Below are 18,299 nucleotides of genomic sequence, written 5' to 3'. Positions count from 1 at the left end.
GCCTGGCGCTTTCCTTCTCCTGCGGGAGAAGGTGCCCGAAGGGCGGAGGAGGGTAAGGGCACACGCAGTGGCGCCGCCAACTGCTGATGTCTCAAGCAGGGAGCCCCGCTGCTTTAACGATTCCCCAATCCCGATTCCCGATTCCCGGCTCGATCAGCCCGCGTCAGGCCCCGGCCAGGCATTGGCGATCGTGCAGAACAGCCGCGCGGTCTGCTCGGTGTCGTAGACCGCGCTATGCGCATCGGCAGCATTCCACTCCAGGCCTGCGGCTTGTGCCGCGCGCGCCAGCACGGTCTGCCCGTACGCCACGCCGGCCAGGGTCACGGTGTCGAACACGCTGAACGGATGGAACGGATTGCGTTTGTGGCCCACACGCGCAACCGCGGCGTTGAGGAAGTTCAGGTCGAAATGCGCGTTGTGCCCCACCAGGATCGCGCGCTGGCAGCCGTATTTCTTCACTGCCGCACGCACCGGCGCGAACACATGGTCCAGCGCGTCCTTTTCCTGCTTGGCGAAGCGGAACGGGTGGTCGAGCACGATGCCGGTGATCTCCAGCGACTTCGGGTCGATCTCCAGTCCTGGCGCGGGCACCAGATGGGCACTGGCGGTGTCGCCGGGGAAGAACCGCCCGTCGGCATCCATTTCGATCGGCACGCAGGCAATTTCCAGCAGGGCGTGCTTGTTCCAGTCGAAACCTCCCGTTTCCACATCCACCACCACGGGCAGATAGCCGCGGAAGCGCCGCGACATGGGCAGGAAGGAGGGGGCAGGCTGCAGGTCGACCGGTTCGTTCATCGGCATAGCCTAGCAGGTCGCACGGCCGGCCCGATCGTGGCAGCTGGCGGCCTGCCCGCGTGTACTGAGCCGCGATCCGGCAAACAAAAGCCCGACCCGTGTTGCCACGGATCGGGCCCGGAAGCTGTGCTACACCGCTGGCGTCAGCGGGCGGCGACCACGCTTGCGATCAGCCCGGTGGCCACCGCAATCAGCACGTAGTTGTTGTCCACGCGGCGCCACTCGTGCCCGCGCTGCGGCGTGTTCAAGTGATGCTTGCGGTAGTCGGTCACCCGTATGCCGCGGTGGTCCGGTGCCAGGCGCTCGCCACGCCGATACGGCGGGCCACGACGATCGTTGCGGTGGTCGTCGTTGTGCGCGCTGGGGCGGTGGTCACGCTTGTCATCGTGCCTGTCGTCGCGATGATCGTCGCGGCGGTCCGGACCACGCGCGTCGTGGTGCTGCGCGCCGCGGTCGTGGTCGTCATGCTGTTGCGGCGCGGCGAACGCTGCGCCGGACGTCAACAGCGATACAACCATGAGGGATCCGATGATGCGTTTCATCTGCCTACTCCTGCGTCACAGGAACAGCCTGTGCGAGTTCACCGTAGGCATTTGGAGCTGAATACGTAATGAAATAAGGCGTTGCGACCTGTGCCGGCAGATGCCGCCGGCACTTGTTGCGATCAGATGACGCCGGTGGTGCTGGTGTCGTCGCGCTTCAGGCGCGGCGGCAGCGGCTGTTCGCCATGGACCAGGAACCACACGTTCTCGGCGATGTTGGTGGCGTGGTCGCCGATGCGCTCCAGGTTCTTGGCCATGAACAGCAGGTGCGTGCAGGGAGTGATGTTGCGCGGGTCTTCCATCATGTAGGTCAGCAGCTCGCGGAACAGCGCGGTGTATTGCGCATCCAGGCGTGCATCTTCGTCGCGTACGCGAATCGCCGCATCGGCATCCTTGTTGCGGTACGCCTGCACCGCTTCGCGCACGGCATCGGCGGCCATCTGGCCGAGCGCACGCAGGCCCACCGTCTGCGGCAGCGGCGGTGCGGAATTGAGCGCGATCGAGCGCTTGGCGACATTGGCCGCGTAATCGCCGATGCGTTCGATATCGGCCGGAATGCGCAGGCCGGCCAGGATCTCGCGCAGGTCGCGCGCCATCGGCCCACGCAACGCCAGCCGCATCACGTCGTGGCTGATCGCATGCTCCAGCGCATCGATCGCCTCGTCGTTGACCACGATGCGATGCGCGGCGTTGTCGTCGCGACGCTCCACCACATCCAGTGCGGCTTCCAGCTGCGCCACCGCCGTGTCGCCCATGCGCACGATCTCGGCGACAAGACGGTGCTGCTCCTCGTCGTAGCTTTTGACGATATGGTCGTTGAGGTGCTGGTTCATCGTGATCTCGATTCGTGGCGGTGGTGGATGTCCGCCGTAACCCTGGCGACATCGCAGGTGATGCAAATGTCGTGCCGGGCAGTGCGGCGGAGCTACGTCAATGCGGCATTGCGATGGCCCGCCTTACATCAACCGAAACGGCCGGTGATGTAGTCCTCGGTCTGCTGCTTGGACGGCTGGGAGAAAATCGTTTCGGTGCGGTCATGCTCGATCAGGTCGCCCAGGTACATGAAGGCGGTGTAGTCGGAGACACGTGCCGCCTGCTGCATGTTGTGGGTCACGATCACGATGGTGTATTCGCGCTTGAGCTCCTCCACCAGCTGCTCGATACGGCTGGTGGAAATCGGATCGAGCGCCGAGGTCGGTTCGTCCAGCAGCAGCACGTCCGGGCGCAGCGCCACCGCGCGGGCGATGCACAGCCGCTGCTGCTGACCGCCGGACAGGCCCAGCGCGCTTTGCCCCAGCTTGTCCTTGACCTCGTCCCACAACGCGCCCTGGCGCAGCGCCTGCTCGACCCGGTTCTGCATGTCGGCCTTGGACAGTTTTTCGTGGTGGCGGATGCCGTAGGCGACGTTTTCGAAGATCGTCATCGGAAACGGCACCGGCTTCTGGAACACCATGCCGACCTTGCTGCGCAGCCGGTTCATCGGGTACTTCGGCGACAGGATGTTTTCGTTGTCCAGCAGCACTTCGCCGCGCGCTTCCATCTTCGGATACAGCGCATAGATGCGGTTGAAGATGCGCAGCAGGGTGGACTTGCCGCAACCCGACGGCCCGATCAGCGCGGTGACGCGCTTTTCCGGAATCTCGATGTTGATGCCCTTGAGCGCGTGGTACTTGTCGTAATAGAAGTCCAGATTGCGTGCGGCCACTTTCACCGGCGCCTGCGCGGCCGGTGCTCCCTTGGCGGCCGGAACGGCGATGCGATGCATCGGCATGGCGTTTTGGAGATCGTTCATGTCGGGTGTCCGGAGGGAGAGGTCAGTCATTGGAAATCTTGTTGCGCAGTAGCAGGGCGCGCGCGCCCAGGCTCACCAGCAGTACGAACACGGTCAGCACCAGCGCGCCGGACCAGGCCAGGGTCTGCCAGGTCTCGTAGGGGCTGCCGGCGAACTGATTCATGATCACCGGTACGCTGGCCATCGGCTGGAACACATTGCTGTTCCAGTACTGATTGCCGAAGGCGGTGAACAGCAACGGCGCGGTCTCGCCGCTGATGCGGGCCAGGGCCAGCAGGATGCCGGTGAGGATGCCGGCCGAGGCGGCGCGATATAGCACCTGCACGGTGACCTTCCACTGCGGGATGCCCAGCGACAACGCCGCTTCGCGCATCTGCGCCGGTACCAGGCGCAGCATTTCGTCGGTGGTGCGCACCACCACCGGCAGCACGATGAAGGCCAGCGACAGCGCGCCGGCAAACGCGGAGAAGCGCCCGCCGGTCTGCATCACGTACAGCGTGTAGACGAACAACCCCAGCACGATCGACGGTGCCGACAACAAGATGTCGTTGACGAAGCGCACCACCAACCCGGCCTTGCGTGCATTGCCGTATTCGGCCAGCCAGGTGCCGGCGGCAATGCCCAGTGGCGTGCCGATCGCCAGCGCCAGGCCGCACATCACCGCACTGCCGAAGAAGGCATTGAGCAGGCCGCCTTCCTGCATCGGCGGCGGTGTCATCTTGGTAAACAGGTTGACGTCGATACCCGGCACGCCCTTGGACAACAAGGTCCACAGGATCCAGCCCAGGAAGAATAGGCCGAACACCGCGGTGACGCAGGACAGCAACAGTGCGATCGCGTTGGTCACGCGGCGGCGGTTGTACAACGATTGCGAGACCGAGGACATCAGTTGCCCTCCCGACGCGACAGCTGCATCAGCATGAAGCGCGCAATCGCCAGCACGATGAAGGTCACGATGAACAAGACAAAGCCCAGCAGCAGCAATGCCGAGCGATAGGTTTCGGTGGCCTCGCCGAAGTCATTGGCGATCAGCGCGGCGATGGTGGTGCCGGGCTCCAGCAGCGACGGCGACAGCCGCACCGTGTTGCCGACCACGAACGCCACTGCCATGGTTTCGCCCAGCGCACGGCCCAGGCCCAGGAACACGCCGCCGATCACCGCAGAGCGGGTATAGGGCAGCACGATGTCCCAGCTGACTTCCCACTTGGTCGACCCCAGCGCGTACGCCGATTCCTTCAGGCGCGTCGGCACGGTCAGGAACACCTCGCGCATCACCGAGGAGATGAACGGAATCACCATGATCGCCAGCACGAAGCCTGCGGTCAGCAACCCGATTCCCAACGGCGGGCCCTGGAACAACGGGCCGATCAACGGCAGCGTGCCCAGGTGATCGTTGAGCCAGGGCGTCACATGCTCCGTCATCACCGGCACCAGCACGAACAGGCCCCACATGCCGTAGATGATCGACGGGATGCCGGCCAGCAGTTCGATGGCGGTGCCGACCGGGCCGCGCAACCAGCGCGGCGCCACCTCGGTGAGGAAGAACGCGATACCGAAACTCACCGGCACCGCAATCACCATCGCAATCAATGCGGTGACCAGGGTGCCGTAGATCGGCGCCAGCGCGCCGTATTTGTTTTCCACCGGATTCCAGTCGGCGGAATAGAAAAAGCTCAGGCCCTGCATCTGCAAGGCATGGCGCCCGCCCCACAGCATCGACAGCGCGGCGCTGCCGAGCGCCAACAGGACGAAGACGACCGTGGCGGCCAGCGCAAGCTTGAACAGGCGATCGGCACGTGCATCGCGCAGGTCGCGGCCGCGCGGGGCGGTCATCGCTTCGGGAATGGCGGTGGCATTCATTCGATTGGACTCGTCACCCGCGCACTGGCGGGAGCGTGAGACAGCAGGAACGGCGAGGCGCCCGCAGGCACCTCACCGCAGCGCAACCCGCCATGACAGCGGGTGCAGGGCATCACTTGAACTCGCTGGCCCAGTAGGCCTGGATCTGCTTGACCAGTTCCGGCGGCAGCGGCACGTAATGCAGCTCGCTGGCCTGGGCCTGGCCGTTGTCCAGCGCCCACTTGAAGAAGTCCAGCGTCGCCTTGCTGCGCGCCGCATCCTTGGGCTGCTTGTGCATCAGCATGAAGTTGGTCGCGGTGATCGGCCAGGCCTTCTCGCCCGGTGCGTTGGTGATCACCAGGTTGAAATCCTTGGCGTTGGCCCAGTCGGCGCTGGCGGCAGCGGCGGCGAAGCTTTCCGCATTCGGCTCCACCCACTGGCCTGCCGCATTCTGCAGCGAGGCGTAGGGCATCTTGTTCTGCAGGGCGTAGGCCAGTTCGACATACCCGATCGAACCCTTGATCTGCTGCACGTACGAGGCCACGCCTTCGTTGCCCTTGCCGCCGACGCCACCCGGCCACTGCACCGAGGTGCCTTCGCCGACCTTGCTCTTCCACTCCGGGCTGACCTTGGACAGGTAGTTGGAGAAGTTGAAGGTGGTGCCCGAACCGTCGGAGCGATGCACCAGGTTGATCTTGGTCGCCGGCAGGGTTACGCCCGGATTGGCCGCGACGATCGCCGCGTCGTTCCACATCGTGACCTTGCCCAGGAAGATGTCGCCCAGCAGCGCGCCGGTCAGGCGCAGCTTGCCCGGTGCGATGCCTTCCAGGTTCACCACCGGCACCACGCCGCCGATCGCCGACGGGAACTGGCCCAGGCCGGCCTGCTGCAGTTCGGCGCTGTCCAGCGGCTTGTCGGTCGAACCGAAGTCCACCGTGCCGGCCTTGATCTGCGCGATACCGCCGCCGGAGCCGATCGACTGGTAGTTCACCTTGTTGCCGGTGGCGGCGTTGTAGTCGGCCGACCACTTGGAGACCAGCGGATAGATGAAGGAGGCACCGGCGCCGGAGATCTCGGCACTCTTGCTGTCGCCAGCGGTGGCACCTGCGGCGGTGGCACCCTTGGCGGTGTCGCCGGACTGCGCATCCTTGCCGGGCGAGCAAGCGGCCAGGGCGAGGGCGATGGTGAGGGACAGGGCGGTCAGGCTGGCCGACTGCAGTTTCATGGAAGCTCCGAGGCTGGGTTGGCCGGGGGACCCGGCAGACCACGCTATGAAATGATGTTTTTGTTACACGTGCATGACAGTGCCTTTTGGAGAAGGCATCACAAAAAAGACGCGACCCCGTGGGGGCCGCGTCCCGGTGCCGACGCCGGGGAGAGAGACGACGTCGTTCCTGTCGCTGTGGCTGGGGTTACTTGGGCAGGTTCTTGGTCCAGTAGCCTTCGATCTGGGTCACCAGGCTGTCCGGCAGCGGCACGTAGTCCAGCTGCTTGGCCTGCGCATCGCCCTTGCTGTAGACCCAGCGGAAGAACTCCAGCGTGTTCTTGAGGCCGGCCGGATTCTTGGGCTTCTTCTGCACCAGGATGAAGTTAGTGGCGGTGATCGGCCAGGCGTTGTCGCCGGAGGCGTTGGTCATCACCAGATAGAAGTCCTTGCTGTTGCCCCAGTCGGCGCTGTTGGCGGCGGCGGCAAAGGTCTCGTCGGACGGCTGCACGAACTTGCCGGCGGCGTTCTTCATCGCGGTGTAGGCCATCTTGTTCTGCAGCGCATACGACAGCTCGACGTAGCCGATGCCGCCCTTGATCTGCTTCACGTACGCGGCCACGCCTTCGTTGCCCTTGCCGCCGATGCCGGTCGGCCACTGCACCGCGGTGCCTTCGCCGACCTTGCCCTTCCAGTCCGGGTTGACCTTGGACAGGTAGTTGGTGAAGTTGAAGCTGGTGCCCGAACCGTCGGAGCGATGCACCACGGTGATCTTGCCGTCGGGCAGCTTGACGCCCGGGTTGAGCGCGGCGATCGCCGGGTCGTTCCAGGTGCTGACCTTGCCCAGGAAGATGTCGCCCAGGGTCTTGCCGTCCAGCTTCAGCGCGCCTGCCGCCACGCCGGGCACGTTGACCACCGGCACCACGCCGCCGATCACCGACGGGAATTGCGCCAGGCCGGCCGCGGCCAGTTCTTCAGGCTTGAGCGGCGCATCGGACGAGCCGAAATCCACGCTGGCTGCCTTGATCTGGGCAATGCCGCCGCCCGAACCGATCGATTGATAGTTGACCTGCTTCTTGGTGGCCGCGTTGTAGTCGGCCGACCACTTGGACATCACCGGGTAGATGAACGACGCACCGGCGCCGGTGACATCGGCGGCCTGGGCGCACAAGGCCAGCGAGGCGGTGAGCACGCCGACGGCCAGACGGGTCTTCATAGAGTGGATCACGGAACAGCTCCTGTAGCGAAGGGATGAGGACGTCCCGCAGTCGTGCCATTGCAGGGCAGGGGCATGACGGCGCGGTGTCCGGGAGATGACATGCAGATGACGGCGTTGCGGCGGGGCGCGTTGCCGGGTCGGATCAGGATGGTTGCCGCCGTGGCGCGCTCACGGGAGCGCCGCACGGCGGCCGATCCAGCGCGCACTTACCAATAGAACTGCGCACGTGCCTCGATGATCGACGGGTTGTCGTCGACCAGGCCACGCGTGGCGCTGTTGTAACGGGTGCTTTCCACCTTCGCGTAGTCGAGTGCGAACTTGAAGTTGGAGCGCCAGTACCAGTTGGCACCGATCGTCCACACATCCATCTTGCCGCCCAGCACGCCGTCTACGAACGGGGTGGTGCCGTTGGAGACCAAGTGGCCGTCGTTGAGGTCCAGGGTGTCGTAGCGCACCGCCAGCTGCCACATCCCCGAGGCCGGCGCGTTCGGCAGCGGGGTGGTCGGCACGCCGGCCTTGTAGCCCCAGGTCTCGCCGGTGATGTTCCAGACGCCGCTGACGTACCAGCCGTCACTCTTGTAATCGTTGGCGTTGTTGCCGATGCGCTTGGCGTTTTCCTGGAAGAATTCGCTCTGCAGCTTGAACGGGCCGGTGATCCACATCGCCTCGGCTCCGGCCACACCCACGCTGTCCACGTTGGTGATGGCGCCGCTGTCGATCAGGCGCACCGTGGTCAGGTCGGCGTCCGGGCGTGCGCGCAGGCGCAGGGTGTCGTCGTCGGTGTCGTAACCCAGGTAGCTCAAACCGAAGTGCAGCACATTGCCGCTCTCGTTGATCGGCGCCCAGGTGCCGCGCGCGCCGTAGCCGCTGCCGTGTGCCTGGTTGCGGGTCAGTTCGCGGCCGAACGCACTGGCGGTGATGCTCCAGTCGTTGTCGCCCATGCCGTAGGCCACGCCCAGCCGGCGCGAGATGCCGTAGGTGTTGGTCACCGCGGCCTTGGAGACGAAGTCGTTGTTCTTGGTGCTGGACAGCTCTTCCAGGCTGTTGGGCTGCTTGAACTGGCCGACCTGCAGGTAGTTGTTGGCGTTGCCGGCGAACTTGTACTTGATGTTGTTGTCGAGGAAACGCCCGGTGCTGCGGATGGTGGTGCCGCGGATGGTGACTTCCTTCAGCACGCTCGGGTCGTAACCGGCCACCCATTCGAAATTGCCCGGGCCCTTGCCCTTGAGCACCAGCTCGGCACGGCGGATGCTGAATTCGGAATTGTCGCCGTTGGCACCGATCGGGCCATTGAGGTCCTGCACATCGTTGTGGAACCAGTTGCCGTCGGCCTGGACCAGGCCTTCGAGCGACATCTCCGAGCCGCCGATCACGTCGATGGCGATTTCGGCGTGCGCAGCGGGTGCGGCCAGCGCCAGCAGCAGGGCGGAGCCAAGCAGGGTGGGAGAAAGTTTCATATTTGCCTTGCGACCTGAGAAAGTGAGCGCAGGCTATGGCGTGAAAGTTGCGTTAATGTGACAACTTCAGATCGCGTTGCAATCTGATTTTTGTCAACAAAGACAAAGATTTACGCGTGTTTGTTTTTTGTCATCGTGTGTCATGAGTCTGAACGGACCGCGTCGTATGACAGATGTGACAGTGGCGTGGTTCACCGTTTCAGCGAGCTCAAGCTTATTGCGACCTGAACCAACCAGGTGGAACTGTGGCGTATCAAGCGCTTTGTGCGTCGCACCACTTGCATAGGCGCGTTCTAAATTGTTAGTTTCGAGGCCATGTTTCCCCGATTCCTCCAATTGCTGTTGGTCTGCCTGCTCGCGCTCACTGCGTGGTCGGCGGCCGATGCGCACAGCCGCATCCACGATGCGCTTGTGGGCGACGGCGTGGCGGTAATGGCGGATGCTGGCGAAGAACGTGACGCAGCCGATGATCTGCAGGGCGACGGGGACGCACAGACCCAGGTCGATACCCATTCTGCAGACGATATCCCCTTGCTCTCCCAGGCATGGCCGGTGGTCGCACGTTATTTCCCCTCCTGGTACGCGCATTACGCGCCGGCAACTCAAAAACGCGACCTGATCCCGCAACTGCGTCCTCCCAACGCAGTGCGCGCCTGATCCTTCATTAGTCGCGTCAACCGGTGCAGCGCACCGGCTTCCTTTGATTTGTTCGTCTTTGCACTTCGCGGTTTGCGCCGCGGATGGCCATTCGTTGCCTAGAGGTATCTCCCATGGAAAGTTTGCTAGAAGGTTTTCGTCATTTCCGTAAGGAAGTGTATCCGCGCCAGAGTGCGCGCTTTCAGGAATTGGCCGGCGGCCAGAGTCCGCATACCTTGTTCATCACCTGCGCCGACTCGCGTGTCATGCCGGAGCTGATCTTCTCCGCACAGCCGGGCGAATTGTTCGTCTATCGCAACATCGGCAATGTGGTGCCGCCTTACTCCCAGCACGTCAGCGGCGTGGTTGCGGCGATCGAATATGCCATCGCCGTACTGGGCGTGCGGCACATCGTGATCTGCGGTCATACCGACTGCGGCGCAATGAAGGCGGTGCTCAAGCCGGAATCGCTGGAAGACGTGCCGTCCGTGGCGGCCTGGCTCAAGCACACCGATGCAGCGCGTCACGTCACTGCCCATCACGGGCACGATCCGCACAGCCAGGAAGCGTTGAGCTGCATGACCGAAGAGAACGTGGTCTCGCAGCTGGACCATCTGCGGACGCAGCCGGTGGTCGCCGCGCGTCTGGCGGCCGGTACCTTGCGCATCCATGGCTGGATCTATGACATCGCCCACGGCGAGATCCGCGCCTTCGATGCCGAGAAGGGTGGCTTCCGTCCGTTGTTGGCGGACAACACCCCCGAAGCCACCCCACGTCCGCGACTGCAGCAAGTCGTGCGCGCTGAACTCGCCTGACGGAGCACATCATGAACACATCAGGTATCGGCGGATATTTCCGCCAGGGACTGTTCGGACGTGATTTGTTGTCGTCTGTCGTGGTCTTCCTCGTCGCGCTCCCGTTGTGTATGGGCATTGCGATCGCTTCCGGCATGCCGCCGGCCGCAGGCCTGATCACCGGCATCATCGGTGGGCTGGTCGTCGGCTTCCTGGCGGGCTCTCCTCTGCAGGTGAGCGGACCGGCCGCCGGCCTGGCTGTGTTGGTGTTCGAACTGGTCCGCGAGCACGGCATTGCCGCCCTCGGTCCGGTGATCCTGCTGGCCGGTGCGATTCAGTTGGTTGCCGGTCTGTGCCGCGCAGGCGTGTGGTTTCGGATGACGTCGCCGGCCGTGGTGGCCGGTATGTTGTCGGGCATCGGCATCCTGATCGTGGCCTCGCAGGCGCATGTGCTGATGGACGCCGCTCCCAAGGCGCGCGGTCTGGAAAACTTCGCTGCATTGCCGGCTGTTGTGTGGCAGGCGATCAGCGAAGGGACCGGCCGCACCGCGTTGTTCGTGGGCCTGGCCACCATCGGCATCATCCTGGCATGGGACAAGCTGCGTCCGCAGCGTCTGCGCTTTCTGCCGGGTGCGTTGATCGCGGTGGTGGTGGTCACGGCGACGGTGCAGTTGCAGGGCCTGAACGTCAACAAGGTCGACGTGCCGACCAATCTGTTCTCGGCGATCAGCATCCCCAGCGTGGCGGACATCTTCGGCGTGTTCAATGCGACCTTGCTGGTGTCGGCGGTGACCTTTGCCTTCATCGCCAGCGCAGAGACCTTGCTGTCGGCGGCGGCGGTGGATCGCATGCACCAGGGCGCGCGTACGCAGTACGACCGTGAGCTGGCGGCGCAGGGTGTGGGCAATATGCTGTGCGGCTTCCTGGGCGCATTGCCGATGACCGGCGTGATCGTGCGTAGCGCGGCCAATGTGCAGGCCGGTGCGGCCACGCGCATGTCCACGGTGCTGCATGGCGGCTGGTTGCTGGTGTTCGCGATGCTGCTGCCATGGCTGTTGCGGATGACGCCGGTGGCGTGTCTGGCCGGCATCTTGGTCTACACGGGCGTGAAGATGATCAAGATCGGGCAGGTCAAGGAGCTGGCGACCTATGGTCGGGGCACCGCGGCGATCTACCTGGCGACCACCTTCGCGATCGTGGCGACCGACCTGCTGACCGGCGTGCTGATCGGCTTCGGCCTGTCGTTGTTCCGTCTGGCCCTGCATTCTTCGCGCCTGAAGGTGGACGTGCGTGAGCACGAGCACAAGAAGGACGAGATGCATCTGACCCTGCAGGGCTCGGCAACGTTCCTGAAGGTGCCGGCGATGGCGCGTACGCTGGAAAGCGTACCGCCGAACACCGCATTGCATCTGGACGTGGCCAAGCTGCATCACGTCGACCACGCCTGCATCGAGTTGCTGCGCGACTGGAGCCGGAATGCGGCCTCGCGCGGCTGCGAGCTGGTAGTGGACTGGAACGAGCTGGATCGACGCGTGGAAGGCCAGCCGACGGTGGAAAGCACGCTGGTCGAACAGCGCGTGGAGCAAGCCAAGGCGGCGTAGACCTGCTGCAGACGCCCGGCGCTCGCGCCGGGTGACATCTATCGTGACCGGGTGATGCATGGCGCCGCAAGACGCATCATCCCGGTCGCGATTTTTTTTGGGCGGGGATTGGGGATTTGGGATTTGGGATTCGTAAAAGCACACGCAGGCTTTGCCGGCATGATTGCTTGGCGTTGGTTTTGCGGGTTGGTTGCCGTGACGGCTGGTTAGCCTTTTACTGTTGTCTGCCTTTCGGCGGGTGCGGGGGTCTTGTCGCGGTAGCGGCATAGGTCGTGGATCACGCAGCCTGGGCAATCGGGTTTGCGTGCCTTGCAGACGTAGCGGCCGTGCAGGATGAGCCAGTGGTGTGCGTCGTGCAGGAATTCGGCAGGAATGACCTTGACCAGTTTGTCCTCGACCGCGCGCACGTCCTTGCCCGGCGCAAGACCGGTGCGGTTGGCGACGCGGAAGATATGTGTGTCCACCGCCATGGTGGGCTCGCCGAACGCGGTGTTGAGCACGACGTTGGCGGTCTTGCGGCCGACGCCGGGTAAGGCCTCCAGCGCAGCGCGATCGTGCGGCACCTCGCCGCCGTATTGCTCCAGCAGGATCCTGCAGGTGGCGATGACGTTCTTGGCCTTGGCGTTGAACAGGCCGATGGTGGCGATGTAGCGCTTCAGGCCTTCTTCGCCCAGGTCGAGAATATCGCGCGGGGTATTGGCCACCGGATACAGCTTGCGGGTGGCCTTGTTGACGCCGACATCGGTGGCTTGTGCCGACAGCAGCACCGCGATCAGCAACTCGAACGGCGTGGTGTATTCCAGCTCGGTGGTCGGGTGCGGATTGAGCTCGCGCAGGCGCGCGAACATCTCCTGTATTTCGGGCTTGCGCATGCTGCTGCCGCGCCGTGCCGGCGCGGTGACGTGGATCGCGTTCATGGCTGTGCTCCACCAGCGGCCTTGGCCTTGGCGCGCGCCAGGATGGCCGCAGCCAGCGGCGGTAATGCGGCGGCCGCCGGTTGGCTGGGCGCCGCTGCAGGCGTCCGGCGTGCATCGCGTTCGGCAGCGCGACGTTGCAGGCGTGCGGCGCGTGCACGGTAGCGGTCGCGTGCTGCCCAGGCATCACGCAGCCGTTGTTGTGCGGCCAGCAGCACCGCGCTCAGCTGCGGGCAGGCCGGATCCAGCAGGTCGTCGCGTGGATCGGGCCGGTACTCCATCAGGCCCAGTGCCAACGCACGATCAAGATCGTCGGCGTGGACGCAGTCGAACAGCTGCAGGGCCAGTGGACGTGGTGCCGGTGTGGGGTTGAACGTCATGGCAGGCCGATCAGCGGTTGAGAAAGTGCGCGGGGCGTTTTTCGAGAAAGGCGCCGGTGCCTTCGCGCATGTCGTCGCTGGCGAACAACAGCGCAAATTGCGCGGTTTCCAGCTGCAGGCCTTCTTCGATGGCGCATTCGCCACCGAACACCACCGCATCCAGGATGCCGCGCAGCGCGAGCGGTGCGGCGGCCGCCAGGCGTTGTGCCAGGGCGAGGGTTTCGTCCTGCAATGCCTCCGGCTCGACTACGCGATTGACCAGACCCAACTGGAACGCGCGCGCGGCATCGATCGGTAGGCCGAGCAGGCACAGTTCCAGGGCTGCCGCTCGCCCGGTCAGACGCAACAGCCGTTGCGTGCCGCCGAAGCCGGGGATCAGGCCGAGATTGATTTCCGGCTGCCCCAGGCGCGCGCTGGAGCTGGCGATGCGCAGATGGCAGGCCATCGCCAGCTCCAGCCCGCCGCCGAGTGCAAAGCCATTAACCATGGCGATCACCGGCTTGGGCATGCGCTCGATCCGGCGCATCAGCTGCTGGCCGAGCAGCGAGAACTCGCGGCCCTGCATCGCCGACAGGCCACGCATTTCGGCGATGTCCGCGCCGGCGACAAACGCCTTGGGGCCGGCACCGGTCAATACCACCACGCGGATGTCGTCCGCGCTCGCTGCCTCGGCGAAGGCGTGATCCAGCGCCTGCAGCGTTTCCTGGTTCAAGGCGTTCAGTTTGTCCGGTCGATTGACCGTGATCGTCCGTACACTGGCGTGGTCGGCGATCAGAATGACGTGATTGGACATGGAAATCCTTACGAACGTAAAAAATTAGTAAATACGGAACTTCCGAAAGCCTTGCTGGTCATAGCTTTCGTGATAAGTAGCGGTTCGCTATCGCGGCCGCTATCCTAGCGCGTCATCTCAGGCGGCAGACCCGTCCTGTGCCACCACCCTGGAGAATTGTTTGATGAAGTTGCGTTCTATCGCGGTCGCTGTGGCGGCCCTGGCCCTGACGGGCAATGCACTGGCCCAGGACACGACGTCCGAGAAGGGAAAGTTGAGCTACTACTTCGGCTATGACTACGGCAACAACCTTGCCGAGCTCACCGGCCGCGGCGAGCAGCTCGACATCAACTCGGTGGTAAAGGGTCTGCAGGACGCCTATGCCAAGAAGCAGCCGGCGATCACCGCCGACCAGCTGAAGCCGGCTGTCGAAGCGTTCCAGAAGCGTGAGCAGGGCCGTGCCCAGCAGGCCAAGGCCGAGTACGACAAAGCCGCTGCTGCCAACAAGACCAAGAGCGACCAGTTCCTGGCCAAGAACAAGGGCACCGCTGGCGTGCAGACGCTGCCGAGCGGCGTGCAGTACCGCGTGATCGAAGCCGGCAAGGGCGCCAAGCCGACCCAGGCCAGCACCGTGCAGCTGGAAGTGGCCGGTCCGTTCCCGTTCGGCGACCGCGAGAAGGCGCGTCCGGCGCAGCAGATCCCGGCCATCAAGGTTAGCGAAGTCGAAATGCAGGCCATGCGCGACACGCTGCTGCAGATGCCGGCCGGCTCGAAGTGGGAAGTGACCCTGCCGCCGGAGAAGGCCTACGGTGCCGACCCGCGTACCCCGTTCCCGCCGAACGTGGCTGTGCAGTTCGAGATCAAGCTGGTCAGCGTCAAGTAATTGCGTTTGCTGTTGCTGTGACAGCGCCGGCCACCAGGCCGGCGTTGTCGTTTGGGTCCACCGGATGCGCGACAGGATGGACGGACGGCGTGAGGATGCGGTGCGGCGGGAGCCAGCGATGAGCGACACGGATTCGAACCGCAGTGGCCTGCCCAGCCCGTGTATCGGTGTATGTTCATTGGACGCGCAGGCGCACTGTGTCGGCTGCCTGCGCAGCCTGGATGAAATTGCACGCTGGATGAGCATGAGCGACGGCGAACGTCAGGAATATCTGCACACGGTTCTGCCCGCGCGCGCGTTGGCCGCGCGGCTGCCCGAATGTGCGCAGCTGCAGCGTGCGTTGTATGCGCTGGACACCGCGCCCGACGGGCCGGGCTGGAATCATGCCGAATTGATCGGCCTGACCGAAGGCGGCGCGTCTGCCGAGGCCGCGGTGCTGTGCGGTCTGGTGCCGCGCGCGCAGGGCACCATGGTGCTGCTGACCCGGCGCACCGACAGCCTGCGTCACCATGCCGGACAGGTCAGTTTTCCCGGTGGCCGGGTCGAGCCGTCGGATGCGGATGCGGCCGCTGCGGCCTTGCGCGAGAGCTGCGAGGAAATCGCGCTCGGTGCCGGCCAGGTGCATGCGCTGGGATATCTGGATCCGTTTCTGACCGTGAGCGGGTTTCGCGTCACCCCGGTGGTGGCGGTGATCGACCCGGCGTTTGTGGCGGTGCCGCAGCCGGATGAAGTGGCCGAGGTGTTCGAGGTGCCGTTGGCCTATCTGATGGACCCTGACAATCTGCGCAGCGTGGAACTGGAGTTTCGCGGCCGGCCACGCCGCGTGCTGGAATACGACTGGCCAGGCCACCGCATCTGGGGTGCCACCGCGGCCATTCTCCTCAATCTTCGTCGTCGTCTGGAGCAGGTTGCATGAGTGCGGAACTCCACTGGACCACGCTGGTCGACAGCGCCACGCTGGCCGCGGCATTGCCGCATCCGCAGTTGCGACTGCTGGACGCGCGCGCTGCGCCACCGACTGCGCCGGACCCGGATGCAGCGCGCAAGGCTTATGCACAGGGGCATCTGCCAGGCGCGTACTACGTCGATCTCGACGGGGATCTGGCCGATCTGTCGCAGCCGGCACAGGGGCGGCATCCGCTGCCGACCAGCGCCGCATTCGCCAGGCGGCTGGGCGAGTGGGGGATCGACCCGGATAGCCAGGTGGTGATCTACGATGCCGCCGACGGCAGCATGGCCGCGGCGCGGGCATGGTGGATGCTGCGGTTGCTGGGGCATCGCCGCGTGGCGGTGCTCGATGGCGGGCTGGCCGCCTGGCGCGCGGCGGGGTTGCCGGAAAGCACCGAGCCGCCTGCACTGCACGATGGCGCGGCGTACCCGGGCAGCTTCGATGGCGGTGCCGTGGTCGAGGCCGGGCAGATCCTGGCGCGGCTGGATCAGGCGCCGGGCTGGTTGCTGGATGCGCGCGCCGCCGAGCGTTTTCGCGGCGAGGTGGAGCCGGTCGATCCGGTGGCCGGGCATGTGCCCGGTGCGGTGAGTCGTCCGCTGGGTGTGAGCCTGCGCGATGGTCGTTTCAAGCCGGCTGAGGAACTGCGCAGCGAGTTGTCAGCGCTGCTGGGCGCGTATCGCCCCGAACAGGCAGTGGTGATGTGCGGCTCGGGCGTGACCGCCTGCCATCTGCTGCTGGCGCTGGAAGTGGCCGGCTTGTCGGGCGCGCGCGTCTACGCCGGCTCCTGGAGCGGTTGGTTGCAGGATGCGACACATCCGGTCGCGACCGGCCCCTGATTGCAGGCACAATGGCGGCAGGAACGGTGACCTGTGGGGACGCAGGTTCGCTGCGCGGAGCGCAGTTTCTCGCAGTGCTGGGTGACTCATGCGGTTGCAGTTGCAGGTCGGCGCGCTGTGCGTCGCGATGCTGTCGATGGCTGCCTGTTCGGCGGGATCGACCGCCGACGCCAACGGTGCGCGCATCGCCGGTCGTGGTCAGAGCGACCGCCATGCGGTGTATCAGGTCGAACTCGAACGTGCACGCGCCGAGCGCTTGCAGCGCTTGCAGCGCTTGCGCGCGCCCGACGGTTGGCTGAGCTACACCGGCTCCGGGCGTGTGCGCGCAGGCCGTTATCAGGTGGGCAGCGATCCGCGCAGCGATCTGGTGTTGCCGGCCGGTCCTGCGCAGCTGGGGCAGCTGACGCTGGATGGCGACGGCCGCGTGCACTTCGACGCCGCCGCAAATGTACCGGTGTATTTGAACGGGCAGCGCGTCGATCGCGTCCGCCTGGAGCCGGAGCGCGCAGGGCAGCGTGGCGATCGCCTGGATGTGGAAGGGCGGCAGTTCTATCTGGTGCAGACCGGCAGCTTGTTCGGCTGGCGTTTCCGCGACCCGTCAGCGCCGCTGCTGAGCCATTTCGCCGGGCTGGAATATTTTCCGACCGATTCGCACTGGCGTATCCAGGCGCGCTGGCAGGCGTATCCCACCCCGCGCACGACCACATTGCTGACGTCGATCGGCACGCCGCTCACTGTCGAGGTGCCGGGCGAGGCGGTGTTCTCGCGCAATGGCCAGCAATACCGCTTGCAGCCGATCGTCAGCGACGACGGGCAGGGCCTGTTCTTCCTGTTCGCCGATCGCACCAGCGGCAAGGAAAGTTATGGCGGCGCGCGTTATCTCTACACCGCGCCGCCACACGATGGCCGGCTCGTGCTCGACTTCAATCTGGCCGAAAATCCGCCCTGCGCGTTGACGCCGCACGTGGTCTGCCCGATCGCATCGCCGGAAAATCGCCTGGATCTGGCGGTGAATGCAGGCGAGAAGACCTACCGCGCAGCCGAGCGCTGAGTGCTGCACCAGCGGAGGCAGAATGCTGCCTCGATGGAGCACCTGCTAGCGCGGCGTATGCGACCAGCTGACCGCCGCTTCGATCTGCGGCCACGGAAACAGCGGGCCGGGGTCGAGCTTGCGCTGGATCTTGCGCGACGGGTCGTCGCTGGCCGCTTCCTGGGTGGTGTCCAGTGCCTGGTGGCCGGCAATGCGGCGTACCGACGGCAACTGTTGTTGCAGCCATTGCAGCAGCGTGATCAGCGCGTTGATCTGCGCCGGCGGATATGGCTCGCTCATGCACTGATGGCGCGAGTCCAGCCAGTGCGGATAACGGCCGCTGTTGACCAGTTCGATGCCCAGCGTATGCGGGTTGTGGCCGCGCACGTGGTGGGCGACGCGCTCCAGCGCAACGTATTGCTGGATGCTGCCGTTGCGGTCGATGTAGTAATGCCCGCTGTTGCCGGTGCCGCTGTCGTAGAGCACGCGTTCGCCGTATTCGCGCGCCATCGCCATGTCGGGCAATTCGGTGCAATGGATGACCACCATGTCGATCTGCGTGAGCGCGCGTCGCGCCAGCCGCGATTCGTAGGACAACGGCGCGTAGGTGATCGGTGGCGACGGCAGGACGGCATCGGACATGGGGCGGATGCTAG

The 18,299-nt window shown here is 65.1% G+C and carries 21 protein-coding genes; 7 read left to right on the top strand and 14 right to left on the bottom strand.

The genetic code is table 11. The features are described from left to right. Positions 1-153: 153 nt before the first annotated feature. From rnt to XARJCFBP2528_RS24230, 10 genes are all read right to left on the bottom strand, one after another. Positions 154-801: a ribonuclease T gene (gene rnt / locus XARJCFBP2528_RS18990; protein WP_016904915.1), complete on the bottom strand. Its 648-nt coding sequence runs from the start codon at positions 799-801 to the stop codon at positions 154-156. Positions 802-938: 137 nt separating this feature from the next. Beyond that, positions 939-1,337, bottom strand: a complete 399-nt coding sequence (locus XARJCFBP2528_RS18985; RefSeq protein WP_026064914.1) for an RcnB family protein — start codon at positions 1,335-1,337, stop codon at positions 939-941. Positions 1,338-1,459: 122 nt separating this feature from the next. Beyond that, the gene (gene phoU, locus XARJCFBP2528_RS18980; protein WP_005994733.1) at positions 1,460-2,170 is read right to left on the bottom strand and encodes a phosphate signaling complex protein PhoU; all 711 of its coding nucleotides are present in this window, start codon (positions 2,168-2,170) and stop codon (positions 1,460-1,462) included. Between the two features lie 128 nt (positions 2,171-2,298). Continuing rightward, a complete protein-coding gene (gene pstB, locus XARJCFBP2528_RS18975) occupies positions 2,299-3,129 on the bottom strand; it encodes a phosphate ABC transporter ATP-binding protein PstB (RefSeq protein ID WP_016902480.1) in 831 nt (276 codons plus the stop codon). A 22-nt stretch (positions 3,130-3,151) separates the two neighbouring features. Further along, the gene (gene pstA, locus XARJCFBP2528_RS18970; RefSeq protein ID WP_039520545.1) at positions 3,152-4,015 is read right to left on the bottom strand and encodes a phosphate ABC transporter permease PstA; all 864 of its coding nucleotides are present in this window, start codon (positions 4,013-4,015) and stop codon (positions 3,152-3,154) included. Then, on the bottom strand, positions 4,015-4,989 hold the full coding sequence (gene pstC, locus XARJCFBP2528_RS18965; RefSeq protein WP_006450306.1) for a phosphate ABC transporter permease subunit PstC: 975 nt from the start codon (positions 4,987-4,989) through the stop codon (positions 4,015-4,017). Before pstC ends, pstA begins: the two co-directional genes overlap by 1 nt. A 112-nt stretch (positions 4,990-5,101) precedes the next feature. Then, on the bottom strand, positions 5,102-6,193 hold the full coding sequence (pstS, locus tag XARJCFBP2528_RS18960; RefSeq protein ID WP_016902478.1) for a phosphate ABC transporter substrate-binding protein PstS: 1,092 nt from the start codon (positions 6,191-6,193) through the stop codon (positions 5,102-5,104). Between the two features lie 187 nt (positions 6,194-6,380). Continuing rightward, positions 6,381-7,400 (bottom strand): phosphate ABC transporter substrate-binding protein PstS, encoded by a 1,020-nt coding sequence (gene pstS / locus XARJCFBP2528_RS18955; protein ID WP_026064317.1) that lies wholly within the window; start codon positions 7,398-7,400, stop codon positions 6,381-6,383. 197 nt (positions 7,401-7,597) lie between these two features. After that, on the bottom strand, positions 7,598-8,848 hold the full coding sequence (locus tag XARJCFBP2528_RS18950; protein ID WP_016902476.1) for an OprO/OprP family phosphate-selective porin: 1,251 nt from the start codon (positions 8,846-8,848) through the stop codon (positions 7,598-7,600). Between the two features lie 93 nt (positions 8,849-8,941). Then, positions 8,942-9,361, bottom strand: a complete 420-nt coding sequence (locus XARJCFBP2528_RS24230; protein WP_231103907.1) for a hypothetical protein — start codon at positions 9,359-9,361, stop codon at positions 8,942-8,944. Here XARJCFBP2528_RS24230 and XARJCFBP2528_RS18945 point away from each other — a divergent pair. From XARJCFBP2528_RS18945 to XARJCFBP2528_RS18935, 3 genes are all read left to right on the top strand, one after another. Continuing rightward, positions 9,260-9,505 (top strand): hypothetical protein, encoded by a 246-nt coding sequence (locus XARJCFBP2528_RS18945; RefSeq protein ID WP_226427117.1) that lies wholly within the window; start codon positions 9,260-9,262, stop codon positions 9,503-9,505. The genes XARJCFBP2528_RS24230 and XARJCFBP2528_RS18945 overlap by 102 nt on opposite strands. Before the next feature lie 113 nt (positions 9,506-9,618). Beyond that, positions 9,619-10,299, top strand: coding sequence for a carbonic anhydrase (locus XARJCFBP2528_RS18940; protein WP_016902474.1), 681 nt, complete (start codon positions 9,619-9,621; stop codon positions 10,297-10,299). A gap of 11 nt (positions 10,300-10,310) precedes the next feature. After that, a complete protein-coding gene (locus XARJCFBP2528_RS18935) occupies positions 10,311-11,879 on the top strand; it encodes a SulP family inorganic anion transporter (protein ID WP_026064316.1) in 1,569 nt (522 codons plus the stop codon). Positions 11,880-12,085: 206 nt separating this feature from the next. On the opposite strand, the gene nth is transcribed toward XARJCFBP2528_RS18935, so the two are convergent. Genes nth through XARJCFBP2528_RS18920 form a run of 3 tightly spaced genes read right to left on the bottom strand, consistent with a single transcriptional unit; the run spans position 12,086 to position 13,966 of the window. Further along, complete coding sequence (nth, locus tag XARJCFBP2528_RS18930) at positions 12,086-12,796, bottom strand: endonuclease III (protein WP_016902472.1); 711 nt, start codon at positions 12,794-12,796, stop codon at positions 12,086-12,088. Continuing rightward, complete coding sequence (locus XARJCFBP2528_RS18925) at positions 12,793-13,173, bottom strand: hypothetical protein (protein ID WP_016902471.1); 381 nt, start codon at positions 13,171-13,173, stop codon at positions 12,793-12,795. Before XARJCFBP2528_RS18925 ends, nth begins: the two co-directional genes overlap by 4 nt. Before the next feature lie 10 nt (positions 13,174-13,183). Further along, complete coding sequence (locus XARJCFBP2528_RS18920; protein WP_016902470.1) at positions 13,184-13,966, bottom strand: enoyl-CoA hydratase-related protein; 783 nt, start codon at positions 13,964-13,966, stop codon at positions 13,184-13,186. A gap of 163 nt (positions 13,967-14,129) precedes the next feature. On the opposite strand from XARJCFBP2528_RS18920, the gene XARJCFBP2528_RS18915 reads away from it, so the two are divergent. From XARJCFBP2528_RS18915 to XARJCFBP2528_RS18900, 4 genes are all read left to right on the top strand, one after another. Continuing rightward, positions 14,130-14,828 carry an FKBP-type peptidyl-prolyl cis-trans isomerase N-terminal domain-containing protein gene (locus XARJCFBP2528_RS18915; protein ID WP_016902469.1) on the top strand — a complete coding sequence of 233 codons (699 nt, stop codon included), beginning with the start codon at positions 14,130-14,132 and terminating at the stop codon, positions 14,826-14,828. Positions 14,829-14,946: 118 nt separating this feature from the next. Continuing rightward, the gene (locus tag XARJCFBP2528_RS18910; RefSeq protein ID WP_026064315.1) at positions 14,947-15,744 is read left to right on the top strand and encodes a CoA pyrophosphatase; all 798 of its coding nucleotides are present in this window, start codon (positions 14,947-14,949) and stop codon (positions 15,742-15,744) included. Then, on the top strand, positions 15,741-16,613 hold the full coding sequence (locus XARJCFBP2528_RS18905) for a sulfurtransferase (RefSeq protein ID WP_016902467.1): 873 nt from the start codon (positions 15,741-15,743) through the stop codon (positions 16,611-16,613). The genes XARJCFBP2528_RS18910 and XARJCFBP2528_RS18905 overlap by 4 nt, the downstream gene beginning before the upstream one ends. A gap of 88 nt (positions 16,614-16,701) precedes the next feature. Next, positions 16,702-17,664 carry a DUF1684 domain-containing protein gene (locus tag XARJCFBP2528_RS18900; protein WP_016902466.1) on the top strand — a complete coding sequence of 321 codons (963 nt, stop codon included), beginning with the start codon at positions 16,702-16,704 and terminating at the stop codon, positions 17,662-17,664. A 45-nt stretch (positions 17,665-17,709) separates the two neighbouring features. On the opposite strand, the gene XARJCFBP2528_RS18895 is transcribed toward XARJCFBP2528_RS18900, so the two are convergent. Continuing rightward, a complete protein-coding gene (locus XARJCFBP2528_RS18895; RefSeq protein WP_016902465.1) occupies positions 17,710-18,285 on the bottom strand; it encodes an N-acetylmuramoyl-L-alanine amidase in 576 nt (191 codons plus the stop codon). Positions 18,286-18,299: the final 14 nt, after the last annotated feature.

The sequence above is a fragment of the Xanthomonas arboricola pv. juglandis genome (assembly GCF_001013475.1).
In the GTDB taxonomy this organism is placed as follows: domain Bacteria; phylum Pseudomonadota; class Gammaproteobacteria; order Xanthomonadales; family Xanthomonadaceae; genus Xanthomonas; species Xanthomonas arboricola.
This window is presented reverse-complemented; position numbering and strand designations above follow the sequence as displayed.